The 2,939-nt window shown below is 34.7% G+C and carries 3 protein-coding genes; 2 read left to right on the plus strand and 1 reads right to left on the minus strand.

What is annotated here, in order from left to right:
- Positions 1-654: UDP binding domain-containing protein (locus tag QVB70_RS03100; RefSeq protein ID WP_287583274.1), on the plus strand; the 654-nt coding region annotated here is incomplete at its 5' end.
- Positions 655-666: 12 nt separating this feature from the next.
- Positions 667-1,629: an SDR family oxidoreductase gene (locus QVB70_RS03105; RefSeq protein WP_287583277.1), complete on the plus strand. Its 963-nt coding sequence runs from the start codon at positions 667-669 to the stop codon at positions 1,627-1,629.
- 25 nt (positions 1,630-1,654) lie between these two features.
- Here the strand turns inward: QVB70_RS03105 and QVB70_RS03110 are convergent, their stop codons facing one another.
- Complete coding sequence (locus QVB70_RS03110) at positions 1,655-2,851, minus strand: glycosyltransferase family 4 protein (protein WP_287583279.1); 1,197 nt, start codon at positions 2,849-2,851, stop codon at positions 1,655-1,657.
- Positions 2,852-2,939: the final 88 nt, after the last annotated feature.

Genomic DNA, 2,939 nt, shown 5'->3' on the forward strand with positions numbered 1-2,939 from the left:
GCTTTAATTAATGAATTAGCAATTTTGTTTGAAAAAATCGGAATAAATATTATTGAAACAATAGATGACTCTACAACAAAATGGATATTTATTCAACATTATCCAGGTCCAGGTGTAGGAGGTCCTTGTCTTCCCGCAAATCCTTATTACCTCATTCAAGTGGCGAATAGAGTTGGTTATATTCCATATCTCGTTCGATTGGCCAGAGAAATTAATGACAGAATGCCAGATAACATAGTTAATCTAATTTTCGAAGCGCTAAATGGGATTGGAAAGCCGATAAAAGGTTCAAAGATTGTCGTTTTAGGAATATCTTATAAATCAGGCGTGAAAGATGTTCAATATGCCCCCGCTGAACGAATTATTAACGCTCTTAAGAAATATGACACGGAGATAGCATGTTATGATCCACTCTTTGAAAATGAGATTGTTTTTGGTATGCTAACTGAATTATCCGTAGAAGATGCAATTCAAAACGCGGATGCTCTAGTGTTTTGCACCGCACACGCTGAATTTAAGCAACTGAATTTAGAGAATCTCTCAAAGTGTGTAAGGCAACCTGCCGTAATTGTTGATACACGAAATATCTTTGATTCAAATGAAGTAACAAATGCAGGCTTTGCATATCGTGGACTAGGTGTACCAATTTCATAGGAGAAAGTAATTATGGATCTAACTGACTATAAGGTTTTGGTTACAGGCGCTGCAGGCTTTATTGGTAGTCATATGGTAGATAAATTACTTCAACGTGGTGCAAAAGTTGTTGGTATTGACAACCTTTCTGTCGGAAAATTGGAGCATTTATTATTTGCTATGAAAAACGATGGATTTGAGTTCGTTGAAGGAGACATCAGGGATTATGATCTAATTGTCAGTCTTCTAAAAGATGTAGATATTATTTTTCATCAAGCGGCATTAGCCAGTGTTGATCGTTCGATTGAATTTCCAAGGGAGACCGCTACTGTCAATATAAATGGAACACTTAACTTATTAACTGCAGCAAAGAATACAGACGTCAAACGCTTTGTATTCGCTTCAAGTTCCTCAGTTTATGGTAATACATTAGAACTTCCAAAGAGAGAAACAATGCAGCGTTGTCCAATTTCTCCGTATGCGGTTTCAAAATGTGTCGGTGAAATGTATGCTGAGATTTATTATCCTATATATGGACTCCAATGTGTTTCACTTCGATATTTCAATGTTTATGGTCCAAGGCAGACCGTGAGTGAATATAGTGGCGTGATTCCTATCTGGATCAATCGAATCTTAAGAGATTTACCACCGTTAATCCACGGTGATGGACTTCAAACTCGCGATTTCACTTTCGTAAGAGATGTTGTTGATGCAAATCTTTTAGCAGCATTTACTCCAAATATTTCGAATGCAACATTCAACATTGGAAGCGGTCGAAACATTTCATTGCTCAAAGTTGCGAAGAAACTTCTTAAATTATTCAAAAAAGAATACTTAGAGCCTAAATTCATTGCACCTCGACCAGGAGATGTAAAGGATAGTTTAGCAGATATCTCTAAGGCAAAGGAAGTTTTAGGTTATCAACCAAAGTATAATTTTGATCTTGGCATAAAAGAGACCTTTGAATGGTTTGTAGATCAAAAAGGGCAGATTTAATTCTCGACTTTCAATTTTTGAGAATTTATTCTTGTGATTCGCTGATGTCTTGATAGACTTCAATTATTTGCTTTACTGTTTGTTCCCAGGAATAATTTTTAATGATGTATTCTTGTCCTCTTTGTCCTAATTTCTGAGAGTTAACATGATTTGAGAGTAAATCAATTATTCTATTTCCTAATTCTTTATAATTTCTTGGCGCTACCAGTAGTCCATTAAACCCATTTTTGACTATATGCGGAATGCCACCTACATTTGAAGCAACTACAGGTTTAGCATGTGCCATAGCTTCTAGTAGAACAATTCCAAATCCTTCGGAATTAGAAATTGAGGGAAGAACAAAAAGATCTGCAATTCTATAGATATTCCGCAATTTTCGGCTATTTACATTACCAACAAAGACTATATTACCCTCAAGGTTCATTTTATTAGATAAATATTCAAGATTGTTCCTTAAAGGGCCATCTCCTACAATTAACAGGCAAGTATTTTTAAAAGTCGATATTACGGTTTTCATTGCCTTAAAAAGATACTCAATACCTTTGTACTTCACAAGTCTACCAACGAAAAGTATTATTCTGTTGTTTTTTATATTGTATTCTCTCTCAAGATCCTGAATAACTTGTGAATTCTGTTCGCTAAAAAAATCGATATCAATACTATTAGGAATTACAACGACCTTGTGCAAATAATTTTGTAAGAAATTTGACTTCTCCATATAAAGTGGAGTTGTAACTATGATCTTATGAGCCCTTTTCAAGATCAAATCCATGGATTTGTTAAGATAGGTTCCTAAAATAGGTTTAACATATCTAGAGGCTTCGGTATTTAGGTCTTGTATTATAGGATCGGCATGGTAAGTCACCACAAGAGGTTTATTTGAAATCTTACTTACAAAAGCGGCAATTTCTATAATACTTGGCGAATTGATGTGTGCATGAATTATATCCGCATTTTTGGATATAGCAAATAATTTAAAAAAGAGATGTGGCATCAATGGAAAACCACTAACTATGGCAGGTGTGGTTAAACGGGCAATTTTTACGCCTTCTTTGTTTTCTAATCTCGGGGAGTTTCGAGGGATTTTCGATGTTATAACCGTGACTTTATGTCCATTCTTAACTAGAAATTTCGATAAATTTAGGATATAAGACTCAATGCCTCCATAATATGGCATCCATTTTGTACTTGGGAAATATGAGCATACCTGTATTATTCTCAAAATTAATCACGAACATTTAAAATCTTTTTTTAGCCCAGATCTCTAATCAAATTCAAATATTTGTCATAAGTTATCCGCTATGTGGATA

It is taken from the genome of Candidatus Borrarchaeum sp. (assembly GCF_019058535.1).
Lineage (GTDB): Archaea > Asgardarchaeota > Sifarchaeia > Borrarchaeales > Borrarchaeaceae > Borrarchaeum > Borrarchaeum weybense.

Excerpts from the sequence above, each read along its gene's own strand:
- QVB70_RS03105 (WP_287583277.1), top strand. The coding sequence starts at position 667 with ATGGATCTAACTGACTATAAGGTTTTGGTTACAGGCGCTGCAGGCTTT.